Consider the following 23,485-nt stretch of genomic DNA (forward strand, 5'->3'; position numbering starts at 1 on the left):
ACGGTACATACCATCCTTTAATATTTACCCCCTATCTGTGTAGACCCCTATGGCTTTGTTCTGGATGCTCCTTGCTGATTCGCCACGCCAGGCCATTGAGTCGGCCCCGCTTGGCATTGAATGGATGCCAATCGCCAGTATCCTCGTTCCGGCTATCCTCCTGGCGGTAATCGTGTACATGGGCTCTAAGGAAGCGGTGTACTAAGCACTGCACTGCCTGGGCAGCGTCTGAAAACACGTTGAGCGCGCTGTTTTCTGATCGATATAGCCTGTAAAGTACAAGTACGTAAAGTACAAGTACGTAAAGTACAGCAGTCCGTCTGTATCCCTATGCCGTTGTTACGGGGCTCAGGGGGATGCAAACGCTGCTCTTCAACGTTATGGATCTTGCGGACCGCCTTACCCATCCGGCTGCATCGTGGATACGGCCCCTCTTGAATGAGGAGGCCCACTACACGCTGCTGGCCGTATGTCCGGTTTCGGAAGCCGTGCTGCAGGCCGCAGTGGCTGCAGCGGCAGATGCCCAGGCCCCGTTATTCCTCGCGGCAACGCGTAACCAGGTCGATGTCGACGGTGGATACACGAGGTGGACACCTGCTTCGCTTGTCGATCGGGTGGAAGCGCTTCGAGACGCATACGCCCCGGTGCCTCCGATCGTCTGTGGCGTAGACCACGGCGGCCCCTGGTGCAAGGATCAGGAGCGTGAGCGGCGTGCTTCGTGGGATGAGGCCCAGGCTGGCACGCAGGCAACGCTTCAGGCCGCGCTGGATGCTGGCTATCGCTACGTGCACATCGACACCACGCTTGATCCGCATCGCAGCGGACCTACCCCGGTGCCGGTCATGGTGGAGCGTGCCCATGCGCTCATGACGTGGACCGAGGCGTACCGTACATCTGAAGGATATCCGTCCGTGATGTACGAGGTCGGCGTTGAGGAGGTGGCGCCGGCATCCATCGAAACGCATCAGAAACGCCTGCATCGCTTCCTGACACAGCTCTACGATGCGCTTCCTGACACGCTGCGTCCTGCATTCGTTGTGAGCGACGTGGGGACGTCGTTCGGCACCGAGCAGTTTGATGCTACCCAGGCGCAGCGTACCGTGGCGCAGGCGCGATCGTTCGATGCGCTGGTCAAAGCGCACTACAGCGATTTTGTGACGGACTGGAGCGCATACCCCCGGTGTAGCATTGGCGGGGCGAACATTGGTCCGGGGCTCTCTGCTGTGGAATACGAGGCGCTTTCTGAGTTAGAGACGCTGGCCCGCAAAATTGGCAAATCCCCTGCTTGGCACGACACGCTCCGCGATACGCTCGTGAAGAGCAACCGCTGGCGCAAGTGGGTGCCCGAGGTTGATACGTTTGGTGATCTGGACTCCGAGCAACAGGAGACGCTCCTGAAAACGGGCAGCCGCTACGTGTGGGCCGATTCGTCTGTACAGGAGGCGCGTCAGCATCTCTACACGCAGGTGGCAGCATACCGCGATGCAGAGGCCTACGTCCACTGGCGCTTGCGCACGGCGGTCCTCGACATGATGCACGCGTTCAACCTGGTTGGGCGCGCCCCGCATCCCGCATAACACGATCTTGGGCGCGCCGGAGGCGGCTACTGCCACGGCCGGTATTCCTTGGGAAGCTGGTCGGCCACGCGTTTGAAGGCGAAGTAGCCTGAGCGTGTTACGCCGTAGGGGTCCACGACGTCGCCTTTGTAGTCGATTGTAGCGGGGCCGCGTTCGAGCCAGATCTGTGACGTCTGGAATCGCTCACCGCGCCGCGTGCCCCCTCGCTGTGTGAAGCGCTGCTGCCATTCGCGATAGGCATCGGTTTCGGTGGCGCCTGTGTAGACCACCTCCACCGCACCCTCGAAGTCGAGGATGCGCTCGTCGTCCGTCTCGCCCGGCTCCAGAATCTCGCTCAGATCATCCAGCGGAAATCGGTTGCCACTCATACGGGGCGGCGGGCTAAACGGACTGTCGGTGGCTGCGGGCATCGACGACATGGGCCGCATGTACAGCCTGAACTGCTGCGCCTCGGGCTGCTCCGCCAGCAGGGCGAGCATGAGATGATGAAACGATCCCATGAAGGCCGTGCGGCGGCGCTCATTCCACGCTGCGCGCTCCTGCATCGAACCGTCGAGCGCTTCAAAGAGCGGCTCGCCGTCCCACCGCGTGCGTGAGTCGGTGGTGTGAAACTCCTTCAGGAAGAACGTGAGTCGGTAGCCCAGCGCGTTATTCTCGATTTCGAGAGGCTCAGCGGCAAAGGCCGTCAGGTTCGACACGCGTCCGGAGAAGCTGAGCACCTCGGGGTTCAGGATTTCGACATCCGCAGCATTCGGGGAGGCGCCGATGAACGCTTCCTTGAAGCGCTCAAACCGCCGTAGCCAGGCGTCGTCGCGTTCCGCTTCGACCACAACTTCGCCGATCTCAATGGGCGCAGGCTCCAGCGCAATATCGATGACCTCGATGGTGCCCGGGCGCAGGTTCAGGTTACGCGCTTCGGGCGCGTACCCGAGTACGGTAACGTACAGTCGCTGGGCCCCGGCCGGTATGTTGCGAAGCTCGTAGCGCCCGTTTTCATCGGCGGCTACGCCGCGTGTAGAGCCTGCAATGATCACATTGGCGCCAGGCAGGGCCTCGCCGGTCTCGGCATCGGTAACCATCCCAACCAGAGTGGCAGGACTCCGTGCCTGCTGGGCGTGGGCAGCGGGAACAGAGCAAACGCTCAGCATCCCTATGCCCAGTGCACCAATGAGAAAGAAAAGAACTGACGGAAAGCGCATGTTCATACCCATGGAGAGCACGGTATCTAAGCAAAAAGGCCGTCTGTATGACGGAAGGGGTCAGGAAAGGTTACAGCTCTTGACGAGACAACGAAGGGGCCTGTGATGCGACAGCAGGATGCGAGAGTCCGTCGCGGAGGAGTGGTTGCACCGTCTTAAATAGATCCGTGTCGGCTCGGCGAAGCCACTCAAAAGCGACCATTTCACGGGTTACGATGGTGGCGCCAGCAGCGCGCATGCGCTCAAGGGCGCGTCGCTTGTCGAGCGGACGGCGCGAGCCAGTGGCCTCATCAACCACGAACACGTCGAGGCCTGCTCCGGCAGCCTCCAGCACGGTCTGCTGAACGCACACGTGCGCTTCCGTTCCGAAGATGACCCACTGCGTAGCCTGATCGCGCAACGAACGGGCACGACTGGTCTGCATCCAGGAGAAATGCATCTTCTGGTGGATACGAGACGGATTTAGCCGTGTCCGAAGTGCGCCTACGGTTGAGCCCAGTCCCTCAGGATATTGTTCGGTTGCGTGAACGGGAATGCCGAGATGCGAGGCTACCTCAATGAGCCATGCGCCCGAAGCAATGACCTGCTCGTGCTCGTGAATGGAAGGGGCCAGGCGGGCCTGTACGTCGATGCAGATCAGGGCACTTGCTTTACGATCTATAAGCATGGTGAGCCGTAAATCAGTTGGATGGTGTAGTGTCAGCAAAGTGCACACAGCTGATGGTGAACGGAGTGCACGAAATGTAATATAGTCGTTTTGTCCATCGTTATCTAACGACCGTAAGAGCCGGTATATTTTTGCATATGCTGCTATCCAACACCGTAGTTACAAATTGCAAACAGTAAAACGATAAAGTTACTTTTTGGAGTTGATCGGTCAGGGTGCGAAGAGGTATTATAAACGCGTGGCAATCCGGCGCCGCACCTTGTCATCACCCATCGAATAACTGAGAGGCTTCAACATATGGAAGAACTCATTGCACAACTTGGTAATGCAACCTTTGAAAACTACGTAGGGCTCGAAACGGGCTACACGGAGATGGCCTACCAGCTGTCGGCACACGTGCTGACGCTCGGATACGCGGTCATGCTCGCCGGCCTGCTCTTCTTCGTGCTGACGCTGAACACGGTGAAGCGCAAGTTCCGGATTTCGAACGTGCTTTCGGTCGTCGTTATGGTCTCGGCCTTCCTGCTTCTGCTCGTGCAGCAGCAGAACTGGATCAGCGCGTTCAACTATGATACGAGCACAGCCACATACGTGCTGAGCTCCACCGACCCGGGCGACCTGTTTAACAACGGGTATCGCTATCTGAACTGGCTCATTGACGTTCCGATGCTACTGTTCCAGATCCTGTTTGTGGTAACGCTTACAACAAGCAGCTTCAGCTCGGTGCGTAACCAGTTCTGGTTCTCCGGCACAGGTATGATCCTCACCGGATATGCAGGTCAGTACTACGAAGTAACCGACCCGACCCTCTACTTCATCTGGGGCACGCTTTCAACCCTGTTCTTCTTCCACATCCTGTATGTGATGAAGCAGGTCATCGACCAGGGCAAGGAAGGCATTCCGGCAAAAGCCCAGCAGTACCTCGGTACCATCTGGACGCTCTTCCTCTTCACCTGGATGCTGTACCCCGGTGCCTACCTCATGCCGTACCTCTTCAGCTTCTCCGCTGAGCCGGCCTTGAGCGAAGCCGCCGTTGTTGGACGTCACATGACGTACACGGTTGCTGACATTGGTTCGAAGGTCATTTACGGTATCTTCCTGACGCTTGTGGCTCAAGAAATAAGCAAGTCTGAAGGATACGACTGGGAAACCATGGGAGAAGACGCAACGGCCGCATAACGCAGCCGATAGCTTGATTCCCACGTCCTTGTAACGTGCGCCTTGTGCGCCGGACGTGCCGACGACGTAAAGCCCCTCTGGCCATCGTGCCAGAGGGGCTTTACTGGTTGGTAGTGATAGTCTTCCTTTGACTGCGCCGATAGAGCTTGGAAGGGCCTGTGTAGACGTAGCACACGGAGCATCGTTTGGACGGCTCCTGTGTGTGGTTTCTACCGCGCCACGCATCCTCAGGCGAGCAGAAATGAGGGCTCAAGGCTCTGTGAGGCGGCTCTCACACGTTGCTGTCTCGGGCAGGCAGCCGCCTTGGGTCGCGAAGACAGAGCCAGGAACGCAGCGAGCAAAAGTCTCTCTGGTCATGACAGAGCATTTCACGCTGGCATGTGCCCCTCACGTCCAGCATGTCCAGCAGAGCGCCGCACCCGGTAGAGCCTCATCAGCCGGTCATTGCTCCCGGTGCAAATTGTCCTTGATCTACTGGCGTCAGTCGGGCTGCGCCCTCGTGTCGGCTCATAACCCCGCTACGAACCGCAATCGGAGTCCAATTTTCGCCGCAGCGGCCCTCGCTCTCGCCATCAAACCAAACCCCGAACAGGTTCTAATGCCAACGATGTGCACATAAAAAAGCGGCGCGCTCCTGACACTACAGGAGCGCGCCGCTTCATGTGAACGCGTGTCATGTAAGAGAGCAGAGGGGCTGCGTTATGCTACGCCCTCTTTGTAAGCCTCCATAGGCGGGCAGGCGCAGACGAGGTTGCGATCCCCGTAGGCATCGTCGACACGGCGTACTGTGGGCCAGAACTTATCGGTGCGGAGACGATCCAGCGGGAAGGCAGCCTGCTCGCGCGTGTACGGCTGCGTCCACTCGTTGGCCGACACGCTCTCGGCGGTGTGTGGAGCTTGGGTCAGGACGTTGTGCTCCGCATCCGCCATACCCAGTTCAACAGCCTGGATTTCTGACCGGATCGCAATCATCGCCTCGCAGAAGCGGTCGAGTTCGTCTTTCGACTCGCTCTCGGTTGGCTCCACCATCAGCGTACCTACCACGGGCCAGCTCATCGTGGGGGCGTGGAAGCCATAATCCATCAGGCGCTTGGCCACATCCTGCTCGCTAATATTGAGCTTCTTGCGGAAGCGGCGGAGGTCTAGAATAAACTCGTGGGCCACGCGGTTGTTGGCGCCGGTGTACACGATGTCGTAGTGCGCGCTCAGGCGCCGCGCTACGTAGTTGGCGTTAAGGATCGCGTTTTTGGTGGATGCGGTGAGTCCCTCCGCCCCCAGCATCTTGATGTACGCCCAGGAGATTAGCAGAATGAGGGCACTGCCGTACGGCGCGGCCGAGACGGGCGCAATGGCATGCTCGCCACCTACGTCCGCCAGCGGGTGCCCGGGCAGAAACGGCGCCAGGTGCTCGGCTACGCAGACCGGGCCCACGCCGGGGCCGCCGCCGCCGTGTGGAATGCTAAACGTTTTGTGCAGGTTCAGGTGGCAGACGTCCATGCCGATCTCGCCCGGACGGCACACGCCCACCATCGCGTTCATATTGGCGCCGTCCATGTATACCTGTCCGCCATGCTCATGCACGACATCGCAGACCTCACGGATGTGTGTCTCAAACACGCCGTGGGTAGACGGATACGTAACCATCAGCGCAGCCAGGTCGTCGCTATGCTTCTCGGCTTTCGCGGTCAGGTCGTCCAGGTCAATGTCGCCGTTCTCGGCACAGTCGACCGTAATGACCTTCATGCCGACCATAGAGGCGCTGGCTGGATTGGTGCCGTGGGCCGACTCGGGGATGAGGCAGACGTTACGATGGCCTTCGCCCCGGTGCTCGTGGTAGGCGCGAATCAGGAGCAGTCCGGTATACTCGCCCGAAGCGCCTGAATTGGGCTGCAGCGATACGTCGTCGAACCCGGTCATCTCGGCAAGCCAGGTCGACAGCTCGTCGATCACCCGGGCGTAGCCTCCAGCTTGCTCAGCCGGAGCGAACGGATGCATCTTTCCAAAGCGCGCATCCGAAATCGGCATGAGCGATGCCGTCGGGTTCAGCTTCATCGTGCACGATCCGAGCGGGATCATGCTCGTAGTAAGCGATAGGTCTTTCGCCGAGAGGCTGTGGATGTAGCGCGTAAGCTCCGCCTCAGAATGATACGTGTTGAAGACCGGATGCGTCATGAAGTCGGTGGTGCGCTGGAGCGGACCGTCGTACCCGCTGTCGAGATCGGCAGCGATTTCACCGGCGTCGAGCGAGCGTCCGTTCTGTGCGCCGAAGATGCGGAGCAGCGTATTGAGATCGCTCGCCGTGGTCGCCTCGTCGAGCGCGATGCCCACCGAGCCGTCGTCGTAGTAGCGAAGGTTGACCTCATGCGCCTCGGCTGTGGTGCGAATGTCCTGCGCGGTGAGACCGTCAGGATCTACACGCAGCGTATCAAAGAACGCGAAGTGGCAAAGCTCATGCCCGAGCCGGCGCAGCCCCTCAGCGAGCGTCTGCGTGGCGTCGTGGATGCGCGTAGCGATCCGTGTGAGTCCCTCCGGACCGTGGTAGACTGCGTACATGCTGGCCATCACCGCAAGCAAGACTTGCGCGGTACAGATGTTCGACGTGGCACGTCCGCGACGGATGTGCTGCTCGCGGGTCTGCAGCGCCATGCGCAGCGCGAGGTTGCCCTCTGCATCCTTCGACACGCCAATCATGCGTCCGGGCATCTGGCGCTTGTGCTTGTCTTTTGTCGCAAAATACGCCGCGTGCGGACCGCCGTAGCCCATGGGCACGCCAAAGCGCTGCGTGCTTCCCAGAACGACATCCGCTCCCCAGGAGCCAGGTGCTTCAAGGAGCGTCAGGCTCATCAGGTCGGCAGCTACCGCCACGTACGCGTCGTGCTCGTGCGCATCCGCACAGAACGCCTCGTAATCGCGGATGGCGCCATCGGTGTTCGGATACTGCACGAGTCCGCCAAAGAAGTCGTCGGTGAAGTCGAACGTCTCCGCATCCCCTACGACTACCTCAATGCCCAGCGGCTCGGCACGGGCCTGCACCACCTCGATGGTCTGCGGGTGGCAGTCGGCTGCTACGAAGAAGTGGCGGGCGTCCTGGCGGCGCGTAACGCGATTCAGCATCATCATCGCCTCGGCAGCGGCCGTGGCCTCGTCCAACAGCGACGCGTTGGCGATCTCCATGCCCGTCAGGTCGATCGTCATCGTCTGAAAGTTCAGCAGCGCCTGCAGGCGACCCTGCGAGATCTCGGCCTGATACGGCGTGTACTGCGTGTACCAGGACGGATTTTCCAGGATGTTGCGCTGAATCACTGGGGGCGTAACCGTTTCGTGGTAGCCGAGCCCGATGAACGAGCGGTACACGTCGTTCTCAGCCGCGTACGCGTCGGCATCGGCAAGCAGCGCGCGTTCGGTAACTGCGTCGGGCAGGTCGAGTGGACGGTCGCTGCGGATTTCGGCAGGAATGGCTTCGTCGATTAGAGCGTTGAGCGATTCGGCACCGATCTCGTTGAGTAGGGCAGCACGGTCGGCCGCAGACGGGCCGATATGACGGTGCGCAAAGACATCGGTCGAGCGAAGGTCTATAGGCATTGGGATGCGGGCAGGTGGCCAGAGGAAAAGCGTATGCGTACAAAAGACAATACCCAAACGAATCGATAAATGCCGGGTTCAATGTTGTGACAGCGAATCCGTCCAGGAATGTTGAAGAATTAGAATCATTTTGGATGCGCACGGGCTCTGCTTCTAAGCAGCGTTCGCATCTGCCCCAGCCGGCTGCTATCTTACGTGAAAGCGCTTTTTCATTTACGGACAAACAGTTTTATGCACAAAAAAATTTCCGCGCTATCGGGCTGGCTCTTGGGCCTCTTTGCCTGCACGGTGCTCCTGCTCCTCTTCCTTCCCACCGCCGTACAGGCACAGGCCGACCGGGTGGTGCACAACGCCACCATCTACACCATGACGTCGGCACAACCCACGGTCGAAGCCATGGCGATACGGGGCGAACGGGTGCTCATGGTCGGCACCAACGAGCAGGTGCAGGGTGCCTATCCCGATGCGCCCGCCCTCGACGCCGAGGGGCGCGCCATCGTGCCCGGACTCATCGACGCCCACGGACACCTCACCGGACTGGCAGAAACGTTTCTGCAGGCCGATCTCGTCGGCACCGGCTCGGTATCGGAGGTGATCGAGCGGCTTGAGGCGTTTGCCGGCGACCTGCCCGAAGGAGCCTGGCTCGAAGGGCGCGGGTGGGATCAGAACGAATGGCCGGGCGAGGGCGACTTCCCGACCCGCCAGGATCTCGACGAGGCCTTCCCCGACCGCCCGGTCTACCTGGTGCGGATTGATGGCCACGCCGCGTGGGTAAATACCGCCGCGCTGGAGGCGGCAGGCTTCGACGCGATTGCCGGGATGGAGGACCCCGAGGGGGGCGCCATCCGTCGCGACGCTGAGGGCGTGCCGACCGGCATCCTGATTGATACCGCCATGCAGCCGGTCCGCACTGAAATCCCGTCTCCTACGAGCGCCCAGCTCGACGACGCCCTCGACGAAGCCCTCGCTACGACGGCACGTCTGGGATTGACCGGGGTCCACGATGCAGGCATCAGCCGATCCAGCATCGAGCGCTACCAGCGATTCATCGACGCCGATCGCTTTCCGCTTCGTGTACATGCTATGGTCGGGGGGCGTGGAGAGACATTCGACCACTACTGCGCAGACGGGCTGATACACGACTATGAAGGTCGCCTGAGCGTGCGTAGCGTCAAGTTTTACATGGACGGGGCACTTGGAAGCCGGGGGGCGGCGTTGCTGCACGATTACAGCGACGATCCCGGCAACGACGGCCTGCTGATGCGCTCTCCAGAGGGACTGGAAGACGATGTGCGCACGGCGCTGGGATGTGGCTACCAGGTAAACACGCACGCCATCGGCGACCGCGGAAATCGTGAAGTGCTGCACGCTTATGCGTCGGCACAAGGCGTACAGGGCACCGGGCCCGGGCGGCATCGGATTGAGCATGCCCAGGTGCTCGACCCGGAAGACATGGGTCGGTTTGTGGAACTGGGCATCATCGCCTCCATGCAGCCGATGCACGCGACCAGCGATATGGGCTGGGCCGAAGATCGTCTCGGGGCCGACCGGGTGCAGGGCGCCTATGCCTGGCAGTCGCTCAAAGAGCGGGGCGTGCCCCTTGCGTTTGGGTCGGACTTCCCAGTAGAACCGGTCGATCCGCTGCAGGGCTTTCACGCAGCTGTTACCCGCCAGGATAGCAGTCACGAGCCGGAGGGAGGCTGGCAGCCACTGGAGCGGATGGCCCGCTTTCAAGCACTGCGCGGGTTCACGCACGGCGCTGCCTATGCCGCCTTTAACGAAGACGACCGCGGACAGCTTGCGCCGGGCTACTACGCAGACTTTGTGATCCTGTCGGATGACATCATGCGCATCCCAGAGACCGAGATCCTGGATGCAGAAGTCATCGCCACGTACCTGGGAGGCGTTCCGATCTATGAACGCGATGAGTAACCCGGTGCTCTCGTAACACAGGGGGTACATACACAGGCGTACATAGAAAAGCGGTCGATGGGGAACGCCCATCGACCGCTTTTCTTGTTGTACTGATTTTGCGCTGACGCAAGCAGCAAGGCCTGCTGCTATGGCAGCGGGTATGTAGCAGGTTTAAGAGCCTGTTTGGGTTTTGGTTTGCAGGCGAGAGCGAGCGCCGCTGAGGCGAAAATTGGACCACGATGGCGGTTCGTAGCCGGGGCTACGGGCCGACATCGGGGGCAATTTGCAGTCCAGCGCCGCCGCTCGGAGCCCAAATTAAGAAATCAAAACAGGTTCTAAGAGCACTCATTCTCAAGGTAGTGCTCAGCGCGTGCGCGGTAGTCGCCAAAGGCCGCGTCTTCAAAGGCCGCACAGGCCTCTTCGGTGTTGCCCATCTGAAACAGCGATTCTGCGATTACAAAGTGAAAGCGCGCCGCATCCGACCGGCTCCCCGTGTGCAGGTCGAGTCCCTGACGGGCATTGGCGATTGCATCTTCGTAGTCGCCTCGTTCGAAGAGGGCAACGGCACGATAGAAGTACGAGCGGTCGTTCGGGTCGACAAACTCCTCAAGCGTGTCGAGGGCCTCAAGCGCTTGCTCAATGTTGCCTGAGGTTACGTTATCAGCCGAAAGCGCCTGAGAGGCCCGGAAGATGTACTCATCGCGCACACGTTCGGTCGCAAGACCAACAACGCGCTGGTTGCCTGTGGCTTCGCCGACACGCAGGGCTTCTTGCATATGCTCCATGGCAGCCTCCTCATTTTCAAGGCGGAGTTCGGCCAGTCCCATGCCGTAGAAGAAGTATGCATCTTCCGGGTCGTAATCGGCTCCCTTTTCAAAGTGCATGAGCGCCTCCTCGTTGCGCTCGGCTTCAAGGGCGTTGTTGCCCCAGTTCTTTGCCATCCGCACAAGGTTGTCGGCGATCTGGCGGCGTGCACGGCTCTGTTCGGCCTGTTCAGCCAGGTCGATGGCTTCTTCTAAGCTGGCATAAGCCGTTTCATGGTTGCCCTGCTGCCCGGCCTGCATGCCTTGCTGATAGGCTTGCTGCAGCTGCTGCGTAGGATCATCGCCTTCGCTCTGGGCAAGAGCAGGAAGCGAGAACGAAAAAAGCAAAGCCAGAGCCAGGCACGAAGCGCCTGCGCTGCGTAGCATGCCAGAAAAAGGTACGGAGGTACGCATGGATAAAAGGATTCGTTGGACAAACACGGTAATGGGGAGCGATTCGTTTGACAGAATGCTCATAGGAAGTCGACTCTGCGTATGTTTCATGGAAGACATAACGGTACGGTGGGAAGCATCGAAGGAATAGCGCTATTGCTGCTGCTGCACGCGGTTGCGGTACTCTTCGCTGGCATAGATGGCAACCTCTACCCGGCGATTCTGCTGGCGTCCTTCCGCGCTGGCGTTCGACGCAACAGGCTCCTCTTCGCCGCGTCCGAGCGCTGTCATGCGGCTGGGACGCACGCCCTGGTTGGCAAGGTAGGCATATGCGGCGTTGGCGCGGCGTTCAGACAGTCCCTGGTTGTATGAGGAAGCGCCCTGTGAGTCGGTATGACCTACGATCATGAGTTCTGTGTCTTCGAAGTCGCGCACGCTCTGGGCCAGGTCAGAGAGGTTGCGGCGCGCTGCAGGGCGCAGCTCCGACGAGTCGAAGTCGAACAGAATACCAGATTCAAATGTGACCTTGATGCCCTCACCAACGCGCTCGATCTCCGCATCCTCAAGCTCTTCGTCCAGCTCCTGCGCCTGGCGATCCATGCGCTGCCCGATAATTGCGCCAGCGGTGCCGCCAATTACAGCACCCAAGATAGCGCCTTCAGCCGTTCCCCCGGCGGCGCGTCCGATAGCGGCTCCGGCAGCGCCCCCGGCGCCCGTGCCTATAATAGCCCCCTGCTCCGTATTGCTGAGCGACTCGCAGCCGGTCCAGAGTAACCCGCTCATAAGAAGCAAGGTAAGCAGTGCGTAGGTAGAGTGTCGAAATCGATGGCTCATAGAGCAAGTAAAAGGTGAGAGATAGAAAAAAACTGCCCGGTGATCGTAAAGCAATTGACAGGCGGATGTAACACCGAAACCTGCGTAACAGCACGGCAGAAGCACGATGCTACGTTACCGCACGCATACATACTACAACCCGTATGCCAGCGAGAAACAAAGCGCCTCAAATAGCCAGGAATCGTTGCAACGTGGTTGCGTGCCAAGTCTGAATCACAGAAGTCGTTCAGAATAGTGTACACGACAGGCAGAGGGATGCGCACGATCTGGCACAGGGTAAGCGTATGCGGTTGCTCGACCGGATCCCAGGGTTTGATCAAATATTTTTGGCAATCGTGCTGTGCTTCCCTGTATCATGCTTCTACAAAAGGTTTGCACAACAAACCCTCTAATATGGCCTGTTGAGCGGCCCAACGCAGGCGATAAACGTCTGCTCTCCCTCTTTTCCACGTAGCAAGGCTTATAGGTCGTAGTAGAGCAGCCTGTCTGTACGTGGCGTGCAGAACATGCCGGATCGCACAGGGTGCTACAAGAGGGGCTTTCACTATCTTTAGACTTCTCACCCGAACGATCATGAAGCTAATTATTCCAATGGCCGGGCGCGGCACACGCGTTCGCCCGCACTCACATGTCACGCCCAAGCCTCTCCTTTCCGTACGGGGCACGTCGATCGTAGAGCGCATCGTCGACACCTTCTCAGAGGCGATCGAAGCAGATATCGATACAGGAGTGTTTGTCCTCGGTCCCGACTTCGGACAGGAAGTCCGGGACGATCTTACGGCGATCTGTGAACGCAACGACATGCAAGCTGAGTTCGCCGTGCAAAACGAAGCGCTCGGCACCGCACACGCAGTTGGATCTGCCGAGGAATATCTTAACGGAAGCGGCATTGTCGTCTTTGCCGATACGCTCTTCGGGATGAGCGATACTGTTTCGCTTGAAGGGGCCGACGTGACCATGTGGGTGCGCGAGGTCGATGATCCCAGCCGCTTCGGCGTTGCTGTGCGTGAGGGGGAGCAGGTCGTGCGGCTCGTTGAGAAGCCGGATGAGCCCATCTCGAATGAGGCGATTATCGGGATCTATCACGTCGACGATCTTGCCTGGCTGCATCGGGAGATTGAGTATCTCATCGAAAACAACATTCGCGGGAAGGGCGATGAGTACCAGCTTACAGATGCGTTCGACCGCATGCTCCAGGAAGGAGCGGTGTTTAAGACAGCATCGGTCGATGCATGGATGGACTGTGGCACGATCCCGTCGCTTCTTGACACAACCCGGCGGATGCTGGAGCGCGAGCCTGAAGACAACCACCAGGGAACCGTAACCAACAGCGTGATTCACGAGCCGGTGTTCATTGGGCCCGGTGCGGTCGTAGAAGACGCCGTTGTTGGCCCCAATGTGTCTATTGAAGCGGGGGCCACGGTGCGCAGCACGGTCGTGCGAGATAGCATCGTGTTTGCCGAAGCAACCGTTGCCAACGCGGTCCTCGAAGAAACCCTTGTCGGCCAGCATGCCACGGTCGACCCTGCTCCTACCGTGCTGAACGTCGGCGACCACAGCCACGTGGGTCCCCGTTCGTAGACATGGGGCGCGCGTCATGAACATGTAAAATCGCAGCTTCGGGCGTGGGCAAAGGCACCTGTTCCGAGCCCGGTCCGTTACGTTGATGCGGTCGATGTCAGCAGTGCTGGCGTCGACCGTGTGTTTTGCGGCCTGCCGCTTTGTTTTACTTGGTACAGTTTACAGTTAGGATGCACACATACCCTGTCTCCATCGAAGAAAAGCTCGGTTTCGACATCGTTCGGCGTCGGCTGGGCCAGCTGGTCAAGGGCGCGATGGGGCAAGAGCGTCTCGATGGCATGACGCCCGCGCGAACGCAGGGGGGGCTGGCCTCCGAACTCGACCGGGTGCACGAGTACCAGCAGGCCTTGCAGTTTGATACGGCGCCTCCGCTGCGGCACGTGCACGACATCCGCGAAGTGCTACGCAAAGCGCGCCCCGAAGACGCGTACGTCTCTGCTGAAGCGCTGCATGCGGTGCGGCAGGTGCTCGTAACCAGTCAGCGTATCGCCCGCTACTGTGCCGACCGCCGGGCCGACTACCCGTCGCTTGCAAAGAGCACGCGTCGCATCGATCCGCTCGACGACGTAGAAGCGCACCTGAAGGCCGTGATTGACGACGACGGGACCGTACGCGACGACGCTTCCGATGCGTTGCTGCGCATCCGGCGCCAGATTCGCGACCGGCGCAACGCGCTGCGCCGTACGCTCAACCGCGAACTGCAGAAAGCAATCGGGAAAGGATATGCGACCGAAGACCAGCCGACCCTGCGAGCGGGGCGGATGGTCATACCCATTCGGGCTGAGGCCAAACGTAAGGTAGACGGGTTTATCCACGACAGCTCAGCAACCGGGCAGACGGTATACATCGAGCCGGCGGCATGCCTGCAGCTGAACAACGAGGTAAGCGAGTTGAAGGCCGACGAGCGGAACGAGATCGAACGCATCTTGCGAGCCGCTACCGCACGCATCCGCCATACGGCCGACGCCATCCAGACGAATCTACAGGTGCTTGCCCAGTTCGACCTGACGCAGGCCAAGGCCCGCCTGGCTAACGAGATCGATGCCCATGTCCCGAATCTGAACGACGACGGACACGTTGCGCTCGAAGAGGCCCGGAACGCAGCACTGGTGTTGCACCGCCTGCATAACGACACGCCCGATGCCGACGAGCCCATCGTGCCGCTCACGCTGGAGCTGGGACGCGAGTTTAGCACGCTGGTTATTACCGGGCCCAACGCCGGTGGGAAGACCGTGGCGATGAAAACGGTCGGCCTCTGCTCGCTCATGGTTGCCTATGGACTGCCTATCCCGGCGCTGCCGCACAGCTCGCTGCCGCTCTGGTCGAAGCTTATCGTTGACATCGGCGATGAGCAGTCGATTGAGGATGACCTCTCGACCTTTAGCTCGCACGTAGCCAACCTGCGCCACATGATGCGCAATGCAACACCGAACACGCTCGTGCTGATCGATGAAGCGGGCACAGGCACCGATCCTGAGGCAGGGGGCGCGCTGGCGCAGGCGCTGCTGGAGCGGCTTACCGACACAGGCGTGCGCACCATGGCCACGACCCACCACGGCGCGCTGAAAGCCTACGCCTACGAGGCAGAGGGCGTAGAAAACGGGTCGATGGTGTTTGACCAGGAGACGCTTGCGCCCACCTACCAGTACCAGCAGGGCGTGCCCGGATCGTCGTACGCGTTCGAGATTGCCCAGCGTATGGGACTCGACACCTCGCTCATCGACCGGGCGCGAACCCTGGCTGGCGAGCAGACGGCTGCGCTGGAGGAGCTTGTGAAGACCTTCGAGACCCGTACGCAAGAGCTGGAGCAACGTCTGCGCAAAGCCGAGGAAGCCCAGCGCCGCGCCGAGTCGGAACGAGAACGCATGCAGCAGAAGCGTACCTCCATCGAGAAAGAGCGCGAGAAGTACCGTCAGCAGGCGCTCGAAGAAGCCGAGCGCATTGTAAACGAGGCCAATGCGCGCGTCGAGCGGACCATCCGAGAGATCAAGGAAGCTGAAGCCGAACGCGAGGCTACCAAAGCCGCCCGCGAGCGGCTTGAGGACTACAAGACCGAGGTGCACGAACGCGGTGCCGAGGCCGAAGAGGAAAAGAGCTCGGCTTCGTCCGCCAGAAAACAGCCTGCCCCCACAACGTCAGATGATGAAACCGCACCTGTAGAAGCCGACGGACCGATTCAGGAAGGCGACCAGGTTGTGGTGGACGATGGGACGACTGAGGTGGAGGTGCTTGAGCTTGAGGACAACGAGGCACTCGTTGGCGCTGGACCCATGCACATGCGCGTCCCTCTGCATCGACTCACAAAAGTGGGCAGCGCGCGCGACCGATCAGAGGCCAACGGCAGTAGCTACAGCACACCCATGACGGCGCTTCAGGCGTCGCATCGCATTGACATACGAGGAGAACGCGTGGAAGAGGCGCTTCTTACGGTACAGCACTTCATCGACGATGCCGTTGCTGCGCAGCTTAACCAGGTTGAGATTCTGCACGGCAAGGGGACGGGAGCACTGCGAGAAGCGATCCACGAACAACTCCGCGAGCGTCCCGATGTAGCTCACTTCGACATCGCACCGATTGAAGAAGGGGGCGCGGGCGTTACGCACATCACGCTTGCGTCGTAGATGCAGTTCAAAACCTGAAAACCCATGGTGATGTCAGCATTGTTTCATTGCTCGCACGAAATATCGGCACACAATTAAAACATGACTGTTTAGATACGATAAATATTTGCAACCGTAGGTTGTAGTATACTATTATTAACAAATTGCCAAAGGCACTACAGCCACTGCGCCGTTCACTGATCTGCCCGTACCCGCTTCATCGCGCTATGAAAAATGCCCAGTCCCCCCGCATCCTGATCGTCGAAGATAACGAAGAGCTAAGCACCAGCCTGATGCTCTATCTGGAGTCGCAAGACTACGATGTGACCATGACAACCGATGGCGAGTCGGGGCGTGAAGAGGCGGTATCGCTTCCGGGATATGACCTCATCATTCTCGATGCAAAGCTGCCCGATCGAGATGGCTTCGCTGTGCTACGCCAGGCCCGGTCTGAAGGCGTACAGACTCCTGTCTTGATGCTCACCGGGCTGGGCGACCACGAGCACAAGATGCAAGGCTTTCAGTCAGGAGCCGACGACTACCTCACCAAGCCGTTTGCGACGGAAGAGCTCATGGCCCGCATCGAAGTGCTACTGCGGCGCGAGGCCCAGGCGACCGAAGAAGGGGGCGTGTTCGAGGTGGGAGGGCTCCGTGTTGATCTGAATCAGCAGAAGGTTACGCGAGAGGGCGAGCCGGTTAAGCTCACCGATCTGGAGTACGCGCTGCTTGAGTACCTCATTCGCCGGCGTGGACGCACAGCCACGCGCGAGCAGATCCTGCGCGACGTGTGGAACCTACCCGCCGAAGTTGAAACGCGGACCATCGACCGCCACGTGAACGCCCTGCGCGATGTCATGGATGGTGACGAAGAGTCGACGTGGGCTATCCGCAGTGTCTATGGAATCGGTTATAAGCTGATTGGAGCCACACGTGTCGAAGACGAGTCGCCCGACGAGGACGCCGAAGCGGCGAGCGTGTAGAGCTTCGCAAAGCGAAAAGAGTTGGACAGCAGCAACGGGCCACGATCATGCAGCCGCTCACCGGAGTCGCCAGGCCGTCCAACAACAAGAAGCGCGTTAACATACTACCCGTCAACTAACGAAGGGAGGGACGAAATGCCCTTTCCTTCTTCGTGCTACATCCGGGGCGATAGGCGTCCCGATCAGGTCTTTTGAGTACGCATGCGCCTCTTTGGTCCGTCTATTTCGTCGAGTTGCCTGCGGGGCCTGCGGGCTGCTCATGTGGCATCCGACGTATCGCCTGGAAGTCCGCCTTGTCGGGCATAGGCCAGCATAAGCTTGGCATGTGCGGCGATAGGCGCATGGATGGGTAACTCCTGCAGCCGTTCCTGCGGCGTCGTGGGCAGGCCGGGCGGACTCACGCGGCCCATCCACAGCTCCAGCTTATCGCCCAGCGCCCGCGGACCCGGGAATTGGCCTTCGGGGAAGTGCGTTTCGTAGAAACGCTGCTTCTTGGCAAGGCGCTCACGCACCGCTTCGCCTGTGGCAGCCAGGGCAGGGTCTTCCTCTTCAACCATAGCGTGGCCGATCAGGTAATCGCGGTACTGAAAGGGCAGACGGAGCAACACCGGCTCCACCGCCGCGGCCTGCTCCGGTTCGGCACGCAGCCCCACAGCCACCGCCCGCGCTGTCACCGTAGCAAGCAGGCACAGCGTCTCCTCGGCCACCAGGTCGGGCTCGGTGCCCTCAATAGAACCGATGGAGCTTAGCACGGTGTGCGTCACGTTCTGCGTGCACGAGAGTGTGCCCAGCGCCGCAAACGTACTCAGTTGCGCTACGCGAGAGAGCAGAGCAGGCGTCGTTGCTGCGTCGTCGGCAGAAGCGTCGGCAGAAGCCATAGATTAGGCAGAAGTTGAAGGGGTAGCGTAAAAAGACAATCGCCCGGAGGATGCCAGACAATCCAGAGCGAACTCGTTACTCACTCGATTTCCAGTTCCCGCTCTGTCCGCCGGTCTTGGCCAACAGATGAACGTCGTTGATGCGAATCTCTTTCGTCACCGACTTGCACATGTCGTGAATGGTCAGCGCGGCAATCGACACCGCCGTCATCGCCTCCATCTCCACGCCGGTAATGCCTTTCGACTTCGTGAATGCGCGCACTTCAATGGCATGGTTTTCAGCATCCAGCGTGAACTCCACCTCTACACCGTCGATCTGCACGTCGTGGCACAGGGGCAGCAGCTTGCTTGTCTGCTTCGCACCCATGATTCCCGCGATCTGGGCCACGCTTAGCACGTCCCCTTTGCGGATGGTTTTGTTCTCTACACGTTCAAATGCTTCGGGGCCAAGAACAACGGTGCCGGTGGCAACAGCAGTGCGCATCGAGTCGGGTTGGTCAGAGACATCAGTCATACGAATGCCGCCTTGCAGGTCAGCGCGAGTTAAGGGAGGCGAGTCGGTCATAAGGAAGGTATCGGGAAAGCAAAGAAGAAAGCACAGACGGTGCGTACACGCTGCGTAGCTATAAGCCACAAGGTCTGTACCATAAACGATACAGCGCACGATACGGAAAAGCGACGCTTCATGTTTTGTGCAGATGCAACGGCCTCGAATAATTTAACGGTAGCATCAGTTTAGCATCAGGGGGATGCGGACGGGAGCAGGCATCACACAGGTACAGATGCGTATCGTGCAGGAACTGCATGTTCGAAGGCCCGGTTCAACCACAGGTTCGTATTCTGCCTGCTATCTGGCGTATCGCGCTGTGACGTTTCTCAACCCGTTGGTGCTGCTTGCACTTGCTGCGGTAAGCATTCCGCTTATGCTGCACCTCTTCAATCTCCGTAAGCCGCAACGGGTGGACTTCAGCTCGCTCGCTTTTGTGCAAACCATCGAGAAGGCTGCCGTACAGAAGATCCAGGTCAAACGGTGGCTGCTGCTGGCACTGCGCATGCTTGCGATTGCGTTCCTCGTGCTTGCGTTTGCGCGTCCGTACTGGGGCAGTGGCGATGGCACTCTCTTTGGCCCCGACGCCCGCTCGGCGCTGGGCGTTGTTGTAGACAACAGCTCTTCGATGCAGCAAGACGGTCCGAGCGGTCCCTATCTTGACCAGGCCGTGCAGCGAGCGCAGGGCGTGCTGCGCACCATGGACACGGGCGACCAGGCCGGCATCTGGGCCACTGTGCCTGCGCCCGACCGGGCAACCGGGCTGGTACGCACCCGCAACGCCGCACAGGCCGACCTTGATGCCGTTGCGCCGCGTGGGGGCACCCCGGCACTGGCACAGCGTGCCCTCGATGTTGCACAGCGCGTCTCCGAATCGGGACAGCCCCGCAAGGTAGTGTATGTAGCCTCCGATTTCCAGCGTACACGCCTGGGCGACTCGCTTCGCACGGCCTGGCCCGACGATGTGGCGCTGGCTCTGCTCCCGGTCGACACGCAGCCTCGCGCCAACACCGGTATCACCGACGTGCGCGTGGCCAGTCCAATTGTGGAGGCCGGGCAGCCTGTCGACGTAGAGGCGCGCATCAAGCACATCGGAGCAGCAACCGGAGAACAAGCCGCCTCGCTGTATTTCGAGGATGAGCGGGTCGCCCAGGCAACGGTTTCGCCTGCCGACGGAGAAACCGTTACGGCGACATTCACAGCTACCCCCGCTTCGCGTGGATGGGTGCGCGCTCGCGCCGAGCTCGAAGGCGACGCCTTTGCCCCCGACGATGCCCGCTATCTCTCGTTTTTCGTTCCGGAGACCCGCCGCATCCTTCTCGTACGCGGGCCAGGACAGTCCACACGGTTTATAGAGCTGGCGCTTTCCGATGCCGTTACCGGAAGCGATCTCACCTTCGAGACCCGCGTCATTGACCGCGACGCTCTCGCGCAGGCCGATCTGAGCCCATACGACGCGGTGCTCCTTGTCGGACCGGAACGCGTCGCGTCGGGTGAGCGGGCACGTCTGCAGCAGTACGTCGAGGCAGGAGGGGGCGTCCTGCTCTTCCCACACCCTACGCCCAATGCCGCGAGCTACTCTGCCCTCTTTGCGTCGTGGGGCGGGGGCACCGTGCGGGGCATTAGCGGAACGCCAGGAGGCGAGACGTCGGTTGCTACGCTGGAGCAAGCAGCGTTTGACCATCCGTTGTTTACCGGCATGTTCGATACCAGCGACCCGACCCGAAGCCCCTCTCTCGAACGGCCTGCCATCTGGGCTGCGCTCGACTGGACGCCGCGTGGCGGACAGGGGCAGGCGCTGATCGCGCTCTCTACGGGAGCGCCGTTTCTCTACGAGTGGCCTGTGGGGGCCGGGCGCGCATTGACTGCCGCGGTAGCGCCTACCCTCGACTGGAGCGAACTGCCAACCCGCGGGCTCTTCGTTCCGCTGCTCTACCGGTCGATCTTTTATGTGACAGCCGGGGCTTCCGTAGAAGGCGCTTCCGTAACAACCGGCGTTCCCGCTTCCCACACGCTGCGCGGACTTCCACCACAGGCCGAAGTCACGCTCGAAGGGCCCCGCGACCAACGCACTCGTCTCGATGTTACGCCGCGCCCGGGCGGAGCCAGCGTGGCGATTCCGGGTCTGTCGACGCCCGGAGTCTACGCTTTGCGCACGGAGCAACAGGTACTGCAGTACCTGGCCGTGAACCACGACGCGGCACTGACCGACCTGCGCCCAGCATCTGTCGACGAAGCCATTGCGCACTATGAATCGCTTGGCGTCTCGAATGTACAGGCACTGTCGGTAGACGCACGCCCTGAAGCCGTTGCGGAGGCGCTCGATCAGCAGCAAGCGGGCGGGGCGCTCTGGAACGTCTTTATGATGCTGGCGTTGATTTTTGTGGTAATAGAAACAGCTGTATCTCGCCTATGGACGCCAGAAACGGCGTCTCGCACGTCTTAGAGCCTGTTTGGGTTTCGGGCTGAGTGCACCCGTTTAGATCCCAGATAAAGAACCAAAACAGGCGTTTAACCAGGCTGTGCATATGCTGTGCAAACGTCCCTTTCTTAACGGCAGCAACCCGTGTTTGCAGCGGTCCACCTTATTGCAGTTGCAGTGGCCACTGTGGTGGCTTCGACACTCATGCTCGTAGCGGTAATCAGTCGCCTGCGCGTTCGGCGTCCGCTGCTTGCATGGCGCACAGGCCTGCTTGGGGGACTTCCCCTGAGTCCGGTTCTTTTCCTGACGGTCGTTGCAATTGGCATGACCATGGCGTGGGGGCAAGGAGAGAAGATCCACCCGGTGCTTGCTCTTGGATACCCGGCTATTGGACTTTTCTGGTTTATTGCACTGTGGCATGCACGTACCACGCTCATTACAGAGTACGGCATCGTGCACGATGTGGTGCGCATAAGCCGCGCTGTGCCATGGGGGCGCATCGTTGACTACAGCACAACCCCTACCGCGCCGGGCGGTGCGCACTTTATCTTTTTTTACCGTACGCAAAGCGGCATGAAGCGACTCGATATAGACGTTCCGGCTCGGCAGTGCACTGCCTTCGAGAAGGTCGTAAAGCGAAAACTCGATGACCGCTTTGCCTTCTCGCTGCGCGCCTCTTACAGTCGTCATCCGTCCAGATAAGCGCTGGGCCAGCCGTGTTCGCTGCAACACCCACCTCCCCCGTTCGTAAAACCTCCACACGACAGGCACCACACCTGTCTCCGCTGTACTCCCGCATAATGCCCCCTGCCTCTTTGATTGCAACCTCTCCAGATACGACTGAAACGGCCATCATCGTTGGCGTCATTACGCCCGACACTTCGCGCTGGGCCGTGCGTGACAATCTCAATGAACTGGAGCAGCTGGCCCGTACCGCCGGAGCGCACGTTACCGACCGCGTCACGCAGTCGCGTACGCGCATTGACCCGGCTACCTTCATCGGGTCGGGAAAAGTGAACGAGATCAAACGGCTGGTTGCTGAGCAAGGAACCGATCTGGTTATCTTCGACGATGACCTGGCGCCGGTGCAGATTCGCAACATCGAGCGCAAGATGGATGCGAAGCTGCTCGACCGCTCAGCCCTGATTCTCGACATATTTGCTGGACGGGCCCAGACGGCCGCTGCAAAAACACAGGTGGAGCTGGCGCAGCTGCACTATCTGCGCACGCGGCTGACGCGCCGCTGGACTCACCTTTCCCGCCAGAAAGGAGGAATTGGGACCAAGGGGCCGGGTGAGACGCAGATCGAGACAGACCGGCGGCTCATCGACAAACGTATTGCGACGCTGCGCGAAAAGCTCGACAAGATCGATCAGCAGCGCATGACGCAGCGCAAGGCGCGGCGGTCGTATACGCAGGTGTCGCTTGTTGGCTACACCAATGCCGGAAAGTCGACGCTCATGAACGCCATGGCCGACGAGGACGTCCTCGCTGAAGATCAGCTCTTTGCAACGCTCGACGCCACCACGCGCAACATCACCCTGGATGGGGTCGAGGAAGTTCTGCTTTCAGACACGGTCGGTTTTATTCGAAAGCTGCCCCACCGGCTCATCGAGAGCTTTAAGAGCACGCTCGACGAGGTGCGCGCCAGCGACCTGCTCATGCATGTGGTCGACGTGACCCATCCTCGCTTTGAAGACCACATGCAGGTCGTCGAAGATACGCTTGAGGAGTTGGAGGCGCACGACATCCCACAGCTGCTGGTCTTTAACAAAGTCGACGCGCTCGACGATACCCACCTGCTGCGCGCGTTGCGACGAGACTACCCGGATGCTGTATTTGTGTCAGCCCTGCGCGGGATTCGCGTGGAGGAGCTCAAAGAGGAACTGCTGGCACTCATTCGTAAGGATTATGTGGAGCGCACCGTCATAATACCGGTGACTGAGCCCGCACTCATTGCACGTGTGCACCGCGTTACTGAAGTTCTCAATGAGGAGTACGTGTACACGGATGAAAGCTCTAACGGGAGGCAAAAGCCGCAGGCGGTTGCACACATCACGTATCGCGCATCAGACAAGCAAGATCAGCGGCTTGTCGAAATAGTTGATGCGCTTGAGTTTGGGCGGCACGAAGACCCGCAGCCAGTCGAGGTTTCGGCATAGCCGCTGGATGCCCAAAACTGGCTGCCCAAAACTGGCTGCCCAAAACTGGCTGCCCAAAACGCGCAGGCCATCGCGACGGCACACCCAGCTCGGACAAGCACAACGATCGTGCATTCAGGGCTGCGTCCATTGCACTGCCTCCTATACCCCCAGTTGGTTATTGGAGG

17 protein-coding genes are annotated in these 23,485 nt (G+C 60.1%); 10 read left to right on the top strand and 7 right to left on the bottom strand.

Annotated features, from left to right (window positions below):
* Positions 1-49 precede the first annotated feature (49 nt).
* Together ACZ48V_RS04510 and ACZ48V_RS04515 are read left to right on the top strand one after the other, a co-directional pair.
* Positions 50-205 (top strand): hypothetical protein, encoded by a 156-nt coding sequence (locus ACZ48V_RS04510; RefSeq protein ID WP_464542005.1) that lies wholly within the window; start codon positions 50-52, stop codon positions 203-205.
* A gap of 175 nt (positions 206-380) precedes the next feature.
* Positions 381-1,577 carry a class II D-tagatose-bisphosphate aldolase non-catalytic subunit gene (locus ACZ48V_RS04515; protein ID WP_464542007.1) on the top strand — a complete coding sequence of 399 codons (1,197 nt, stop codon included), beginning with the start codon at positions 381-383 and terminating at the stop codon, positions 1,575-1,577.
* A 26-nt stretch (positions 1,578-1,603) separates the two neighbouring features.
* Here ACZ48V_RS04515 and ACZ48V_RS04520 read toward each other — a convergent pair whose 3' ends face one another.
* Both ACZ48V_RS04520 and ACZ48V_RS04525 read right to left on the bottom strand, forming a co-directional pair.
* On the bottom strand, positions 1,604-2,776 hold the full coding sequence (locus tag ACZ48V_RS04520; protein WP_464542008.1) for a carboxypeptidase-like regulatory domain-containing protein: 1,173 nt from the start codon (positions 2,774-2,776) through the stop codon (positions 1,604-1,606).
* Positions 2,777-2,846: 70 nt separating this feature from the next.
* Complete coding sequence (locus tag ACZ48V_RS04525) at positions 2,847-3,443, bottom strand: isochorismatase family protein (RefSeq protein WP_464542010.1); 597 nt, start codon at positions 3,441-3,443, stop codon at positions 2,847-2,849.
* Between the two features lie 297 nt (positions 3,444-3,740).
* On the opposite strand from ACZ48V_RS04525, the gene ACZ48V_RS04530 reads away from it, so the two are divergent.
* Positions 3,741-4,622: a bacteriorhodopsin gene (locus ACZ48V_RS04530; protein WP_464542012.1), complete on the top strand. Its 882-nt coding sequence runs from the start codon at positions 3,741-3,743 to the stop codon at positions 4,620-4,622.
* 699 nt (positions 4,623-5,321) lie between these two features.
* Here ACZ48V_RS04530 and gcvP read toward each other — a convergent pair.
* Positions 5,322-8,204: an aminomethyl-transferring glycine dehydrogenase gene (gene gcvP / locus ACZ48V_RS04535; protein ID WP_464542014.1), complete on the bottom strand. Its 2,883-nt coding sequence runs from the start codon at positions 8,202-8,204 to the stop codon at positions 5,322-5,324.
* A gap of 231 nt (positions 8,205-8,435) precedes the next feature.
* Between gcvP and ACZ48V_RS04540 the strand changes: the two genes are divergently transcribed.
* Positions 8,436-10,136: an amidohydrolase gene (locus ACZ48V_RS04540; protein WP_464542015.1), complete on the top strand. Its 1,701-nt coding sequence runs from the start codon at positions 8,436-8,438 to the stop codon at positions 10,134-10,136.
* 317 nt (positions 10,137-10,453) lie between these two features.
* On the opposite strand, the gene ACZ48V_RS04545 is transcribed toward ACZ48V_RS04540, so the two are convergent.
* Entirely contained in the window at positions 10,454-11,335 is an 882-nt protein-coding gene (locus ACZ48V_RS04545; RefSeq protein WP_464542017.1) for a tetratricopeptide repeat protein, read from the bottom strand.
* Between the two features lie 132 nt (positions 11,336-11,467).
* Entirely contained in the window at positions 11,468-12,097 is a 630-nt protein-coding gene (locus tag ACZ48V_RS04550) for a YiaD family glycine zipper/OmpA-like lipoprotein (RefSeq protein ID WP_464542019.1), read from the bottom strand.
* 624 nt (positions 12,098-12,721) lie between these two features.
* Here ACZ48V_RS04550 and ACZ48V_RS04555 point away from each other — a divergent pair.
* From ACZ48V_RS04555 to ACZ48V_RS04565, 3 genes are all read left to right on the top strand, one after another.
* A complete protein-coding gene (locus ACZ48V_RS04555) occupies positions 12,722-13,729 on the top strand; it encodes a sugar phosphate nucleotidyltransferase (protein WP_464542021.1) in 1,008 nt (335 codons plus the stop codon).
* 170 nt (positions 13,730-13,899) lie between these two features.
* Positions 13,900-16,350 carry an endonuclease MutS2 gene (locus ACZ48V_RS04560; RefSeq protein ID WP_464542023.1) on the top strand — a complete coding sequence of 817 codons (2,451 nt, stop codon included), beginning with the start codon at positions 13,900-13,902 and terminating at the stop codon, positions 16,348-16,350.
* A gap of 206 nt (positions 16,351-16,556) precedes the next feature.
* Complete coding sequence (locus tag ACZ48V_RS04565; RefSeq protein ID WP_464542025.1) at positions 16,557-17,309, top strand: response regulator transcription factor; 753 nt, start codon at positions 16,557-16,559, stop codon at positions 17,307-17,309.
* Positions 17,310-17,566: 257 nt separating this feature from the next.
* On the opposite strand, the gene ACZ48V_RS04570 is transcribed toward ACZ48V_RS04565, so the two are convergent.
* Positions 17,567-18,187, bottom strand: coding sequence for a hypothetical protein (locus tag ACZ48V_RS04570; RefSeq protein ID WP_464542026.1), 621 nt, complete (start codon positions 18,185-18,187; stop codon positions 17,567-17,569).
* Between the two features lie 76 nt (positions 18,188-18,263).
* Positions 18,264-18,752 carry a cyclic pyranopterin monophosphate synthase MoaC gene (gene moaC, locus ACZ48V_RS04575; RefSeq protein ID WP_464542028.1) on the bottom strand — a complete coding sequence of 163 codons (489 nt, stop codon included), beginning with the start codon at positions 18,750-18,752 and terminating at the stop codon, positions 18,264-18,266.
* 301 nt (positions 18,753-19,053) lie between these two features.
* On the opposite strand from moaC, the gene ACZ48V_RS04580 reads away from it, so the two are divergent.
* The 3 genes from ACZ48V_RS04580 (at position 19,054) to hflX (ending at position 23,318) form a co-directional block, all read left to right on the top strand.
* Positions 19,054-21,180, top strand: coding sequence for a BatA domain-containing protein (locus tag ACZ48V_RS04580; RefSeq protein WP_464542030.1), 2,127 nt, complete (start codon positions 19,054-19,056; stop codon positions 21,178-21,180).
* Positions 21,181-21,345: 165 nt separating this feature from the next.
* Entirely contained in the window at positions 21,346-21,858 is a 513-nt protein-coding gene (locus tag ACZ48V_RS04585; RefSeq protein WP_464542032.1) for a hypothetical protein, read from the top strand.
* A gap of 98 nt (positions 21,859-21,956) precedes the next feature.
* Entirely contained in the window at positions 21,957-23,318 is a 1,362-nt protein-coding gene (gene hflX / locus ACZ48V_RS04590; protein WP_464542034.1) for a GTPase HflX, read from the top strand.
* Positions 23,319-23,485: the final 167 nt, after the last annotated feature.

It is taken from the genome of Longimonas haloalkaliphila (assembly GCF_055379825.1).